3 protein-coding genes are annotated in these 6,142 nt (G+C 29.2%); all 3 read right to left on the minus strand.

The window, feature by feature from the left end:
* Positions 1–1,490: N-acetylmuramoyl-L-alanine amidase family protein (locus Q0F58_RS16470; RefSeq protein WP_294378956.1), on the minus strand; the 1,490-nt coding region annotated here is incomplete at its 3' end.
* Positions 1,491–2,208: 718 nt separating this feature from the next.
* Positions 2,209–3,852 carry a cadherin-like beta sandwich domain-containing protein gene (locus tag Q0F58_RS16475; RefSeq protein ID WP_294378957.1) on the minus strand — a complete coding sequence of 548 codons (1,644 nt, stop codon included), beginning with the start codon at positions 3,850–3,852 and terminating at the stop codon, positions 2,209–2,211.
* A 105-nt stretch (positions 3,853–3,957) separates the two neighbouring features.
* The gene (locus Q0F58_RS16480; RefSeq protein WP_294378958.1) at positions 3,958–5,970 is read right to left on the minus strand and encodes an N-acetylmuramoyl-L-alanine amidase family protein; all 2,013 of its coding nucleotides are present in this window, start codon (positions 5,968–5,970) and stop codon (positions 3,958–3,960) included.
* Positions 5,971–6,142: the final 172 nt, after the last annotated feature.

The raw sequence follows: 6,142 nt of genomic DNA on the forward strand, positions 1-6,142 counted from the left end.
TCATTTTTTCCAAGGTCTGGATCTATTTCAGTTGCATCATCAACTGTCTGATTTTTACCTTCCTGTACAGTTGTATAAGCATCTGAATCTTTATCCCAGGCAACTAAGGAATTTTTATCATATACATCTATCTGATCAAATGATCTGTCACATGCATACATATCCTTAAATTCTTTTCCATCAAACATCTTGATTTTACCTTTGTAAATTGCCCAAGTGTTTCCATCAACATCTATTGAAAAATCATAAGCATCAGTATCATCATCTTCTACCTGCATAACTATTCTTGTATCAATATCTTTATATTTATTTCCTTTTATTTCATCTTTTTGAACATCCAACTTAGCTTTTCCTAATTTTAATTTAGCTGTAGTTATCTGATCACTTTTACTTTCGTAAGTTACATATAAATAACCATCTTTTACAGCAAACTTAGCTCCATTTTCAAATACTGTATTATATGCATCATAGCTGCTGTCATCTGCATCTTCAAACATTCCATTATCTAATTGATAACTTTCTATATTCTTAGGTGTATATGCTCCATCTTCTTTATCTCCTTGAGATTTAGAAATTTTTTGGACAAATTTTTGTTCTGTTTTCTTTGTAGTTGAAGCATTATCATCAAAAACATAATTTCCATTTGCATCTGTTCCATAATATACAACTTCTACAGTTGTTAATGCATATATATTATCCTTGTCTTGAGCTAGTGCTTTCATTTCTTTTAAATTTAATTTTAAAGCTTCATCTCTATATACTTTTCCGTATTTTTCTATTGAAGTTGCTTTACCTTTTCTTGCATTATATACATATAAGTTAGCTCTATATGAAGTATCTATATATTTACCACTTTCATTTACAAAACCAGTAAATGCACTTTCTCCAAAATTCACTGCTGTTCCAGTTGTTGTGGCAGTTTTTTCTGAATCAAGTTTATTTAAGACACTTGATTCTGTTGTTGCAACATATTGATACCATACTTCTCCAAATTGTTCATTAAATAATTTAAGTGTATCAACATATTTTGAATCAATTTTATTTGCATCATCTGAAATACCATTATATCTTTCAGCTTTCTTCAATCCTGAAATCAATTTTGATTCAGCTGTATTTTTCTTTTCTTCAGCACTTTCATCATCTGCAACTTTACCAGTTGATAAATCTACTAAATAATCATCACTATTTCCATCTTCAGTAACATAAGCATATTTAGTTCCAAATTTTGATTTTATCTCATATTCTTCTAAATCTTCAATGAAAGAATCTTTATTAGTTCCTTTGTTGTACCATATTCCTGTGTCATCATCATCAGTTCTATAACCTTCATAAACATATTTTCCATTTTCAAAAGCTATAGCTTCTTTAATTGTCCCTTCTCTATTTCCTAACTTTTCTAACGCCATTGCTGGTGTCATTGAAGCTGCCATTGATGTTACTGATGCAGCTGCTAGTAAAAATGCTGTTAATTTTGTTCCTCTATTAATCATAATTTTTTCCTCCCAAGATCTTTACAATTGACAATGGACGATTGACAATTATTTTCGAAATCTTATTTGATTTCTTTCATTAATTTCTTAATTTCTTTATTTGAAATTTTATCATTTTGTTTTTTATCATTCATTCATAATTATTTAAATTATTTTACTTATCACATTTTTTTATAATATTTATTTTGTTTTAAAAAGCAGCCGCAATTCAATGATATCATTTTATCTTATTCATCATAATTATTACTTTTATCCTTGTTTTTTATTTTTATCCAATATATATACAAAATAAAAATTTATTTCCTCATTTTCACTATATTATACAAGATTTAAATTTAATTTTGGTACTTTTTAAATTAAATAATTTTTATAAAAAAATAAAAAGCTATAATTGACATAAAAACCAATTATAGCTTTTTATTTTATGCTTATTCAAATCAACATTAATTCTTTTGTCGCTATATTATACATTTTTTTCACTTTATTTCGGTACTATTTCATTAAAATTACCCCTCCTAATCTCTTCTTCAAATATTTAGAGAATAAATTTTCTGTAGACAGAGCAATTTTACTTGTGAATGATTAATCAATTTTAAATATAAATTAATATATAAGCATAAATTTAAAAACATAAATACACACATAAAAATATTCTCCATAAAAAATAAAAGCTAGAATCAGAAAGATACCAATTCCAGCTTTCAACTTAATTATTCTCTTATATCATTGCTCCATCAGCACCAATAGTATAACCGCCAATTCTTACATTAGTAGCCATAACTCCTCCAGCATAGAAGTAATACCATTTTCCAGAAGAACTGTCTTGGAACCATTTATTGGATACCATGTTGCCATCACTTGTGAAATAATACCAGTTTCCACCTATCTGCTTCCAGCCTACAGCCATTGAGCCGTCTTCATTCAAATAGTATGTTTTATTATTTTCATATTGGAACCCTGTGCATAAAATACCTTCTGAATTAAATTTATACCATTTGTTTGTATTTGTATCTAAGAACCACTTACTTTTTATAGGATTTCCAATAGTATCATTATACATCCATTGGCCATATTCATTTTTTATCCATTGGTTTGGTTTTGTATTATTTTTAACTGTATTATTTGATGAATTATCAGCAGTTATTTCATTAGTTTCATTATTATTATCACTATTATTGTTATGAGAATAATCAATGCTATTGTTAGTCTGCTGTTCTTTGTTTTCATCAGTTAATTCATCTGATAATTGAGAATTGTTTGAATATGCTCTGTTTACAACAAGAGTATATGTCCTTTTATCATAATCCTTATATGAATCTCCATCTTCTTTGTCGTCAACTCTTATTTTTATTTCATTTCTACCTTCATTCAAGTATACTCTTTTTCTATATTTTGATTCTTCTTTAACTTTATCATCATTTATTCTTACAGTATAATCATCATCTTCTGGTTCAGCTTTAAGTATAATACTATCCCAATCATTATCTAAATTAACTTCATAATAGGTTACTTTAGGTTTAAATTGTAATCCCTTAGAGTAATCTTCTATAATTAAGTTATCTAAATATATGTCATCTTGCTTATTGTCAATTTTCCCAATTTGTACATCAGATTCATCGCCTCTATACACATAAAGATTATATGTAGACGAATCTCCATCATCATCTTTCAGTTTTATTGGAATATAATTTACTCCCTTTTCTAACTTAATATTAACTTTGTAATTATCATCATCATCAACAACATATCCATTAATTGTAACAGTATAATCATCATCTTCAGGTTTAGCTTTTATTGTTATTGATGATACATCTTCACTCAAATGAACATTATAATTAAAATCATCCTCCGAAAAATTAATATTTCCTTCACTTAATGTAAGATTATCAAGATATAAATCATCACCAGAAGAAGAATGGCTGCGACTACTGCTTGATGATGAAGAATTGCCTCTTGTAATAGTCACATAATAAATACTAGTAGATTTTTCTCCATTAGGATCTTGTACTTTAATTTTAAATTTATTACTACTTCCTTTTTTTAAATCCAATGTAGCATTGCAACTTCCTGTGTCGCTTTCACTTTCATCGATAGTTATTTTATAGCTACTATCTTTAGCTTTTGCTGTTATTTCAACTTTATCAATATTAGATTTAACTTTTCCTGTTACAGTACTTCTCTTACTTGAAAAGCTAAGACTCCCTTCATCTGTTTTCAAAGAATCCAAAAGAGCATAATCTGAATCAAAGGATGATGATGCATATACTGGTTTTACTAAATTAAAACTTTCAAATAATTCTATTGACAAAAAACTATTCAATATCATTAATAATGATATTGCTCTTTTCAATTTTTTACTCAAAAATACCCCTCCTCAAATTATATATGTAAAAACAATATTAAAGAAAAAGACGGAGCTTTCGCTCCGTCTTTCATCAAATCACAGAAACTTGTGAATTAAAATCTATTAAACCCAAGCACCTGAAGCATTTACATAGTAACCATCAACATATTCGCTTGCAGCCATAGCTCCTGATGCCTTTAAGTAGTACCAAGTACCATTGTCTTGTATCCACTTGCTAGCAGCCATAGCTCCTGATGATTCTAAGTAGTACCAAGTACCATTATCATAGATCCATCCAGTCTTCATAGCTCCCTTAGTTCCATCTGAAACTGGGTTTAAGTAGTACCATTTACCACCATCTTGCACCCAACCAGTTTGCATAGCACCAGCTGCATTCATGTAGTACCAAGTACCGCTTACATTAGCCCAACCTACTGTCTTAGCTCCTGTTGCATCGTAAAGAGACCAAGTTCCATCAGTTTCTTGTACCCAACCAGTTTTAACAGTTGTATTATTGTTATCTCCTCCATTAACTAATGATGGATCAATAACTTGTGCATCATCAACTGTTTGTTTCTTACCTTCTTGTACAGTTGTGTAAGAATCAGAATCATAATCCCAAGCGATTAATGAGTTTTTATCATATACGTCTAAAGCATTGTATGATCTATCTGTAGAATATTGATCTTTGAATTCAGTATCATCGAACATAGCGATTTTACCTTTGTGGATTACCCAAGTATTTCCTTCTGTATCAACAGATACAGCTTTCATTCCACCTTCTGCATCATGATCGCCATCTTCTTTTAATGTTACGATATTAACATCGATATCTACACCAATCTTATTTGAAGCAAATTTTGTTGTATCTACAAGATCTGTAACATCATCATTTACAACATCTAATTTTTTAGTTCCTAATTTTAATTTGTAAACATGTACTTTATCTGAAGATGTTAAATATGATACATATAAGTAATCACCTTTAACTGCGTATAATTCTCTTCCTTCTTCAGCATCTGAAACACTTCCGTCTTCAGTTCCTGCTAAGATAGTTGCTATTTTTCTGCTATCATCAGAATCTTCAAAGAATGGATTTGCTTTATTATCAACTTGATAAGAAACTACATCCTTTGGTAAATATGCATCATCTGCACCTGTGCTCTTTTCTCTAGATTTTGAAATCTTTTGAACAAAGTATTGAGTTACTGTTTGTGCTACTTCGCTATAATCAGCATTATAGTATTCTACATCTACAGTAGCTAAAGCATATATATTGTCTTTATCTTGAGCTAATGGTTTAAGAGCTTTTAATCTAGCTTTTATACCTTGATCTTTGTATAATTTATTGTATTTTTCAATTTTTACAGCTTTGTTTTGTTTAGCATTGTAAATTTTTAAGTTTGCTGTATATGAAGCATCAACATATTTTCCGTTTTCATCAAAGAATCCAGTATAAATTCCTGTTTCACCGAAATATCCAGCATCTGCTGTTCCATTATTATCAACTGATATAGCTCCAGCAGTTGTAGCTACTGCACCATCAGCATTAGCTCCATTTAATGTATTAGCATCTTTATCTATTGAAGCTCCATTTCCAGTTGTAACATATTGATACCAAACATCTCCAAATTGATTTTGGAATAATCTTACTGTATCTACATCATCTATTCTAATAGTATGAGCACTGTCTGAAGTTTGGTTGTATCTTTCAACCTTCTTTAAAGCTGATACTAATTTACCAGTTGCAGCTTCTTGTTTGCTTTCAGCAGTTTCATCATCAACTACTTTACCAGTTGATATGTCTATTAAATATTCATCATTGTTACCATCTTCAGTAGCATATACATATTTAGTACCATACTTTGAAGTCTTAGCATCTTTGATTTCATAATTTTCTAAATCGTCGTCCATTTTTTTGTCTTTTCCTGAACCACTATTATAATAGATGAATGTTTCGTCATCATCTTCACTTCTGTAACCATAATAAGCATATTTTCCCTCGTCATAAGCTACAGCATTTTTTACTGTACCATCTTTTTGGTTTAATTTTTCTACTGCCATTACTGGAGTCATTGATGCAACTGATGCAGCAGCAACTAATAATGCAGTTAATTTTGTTGATCTGTTAAACATAATTTTTCTTTCCCTCCTAAATTTACTAATCAAAACAAATTATATCATGCTTGTCTTATTATGTAAAGACAAACATATCTTATTGTGTGATTATTTTAACTAATATGTCAAATTTCCTTTATTGTCATTATATAGTACACATTACTTTTTTTGTTTTGGTACCTTTTTTAAA

This window comes from uncultured Clostridium sp. (assembly GCF_934754915.1).
Lineage (GTDB): Bacteria > Bacillota > Clostridia > Clostridiales > Clostridiaceae > Clostridium.

Excerpts from the sequence above, each read along its gene's own strand:
- Q0F58_RS16480 (WP_294378958.1), bottom strand. The coding sequence starts at position 5,970 with ATGTTTAACAGATCAACAAAATTAACTGCATTATTAGTTGCTGCTGCA.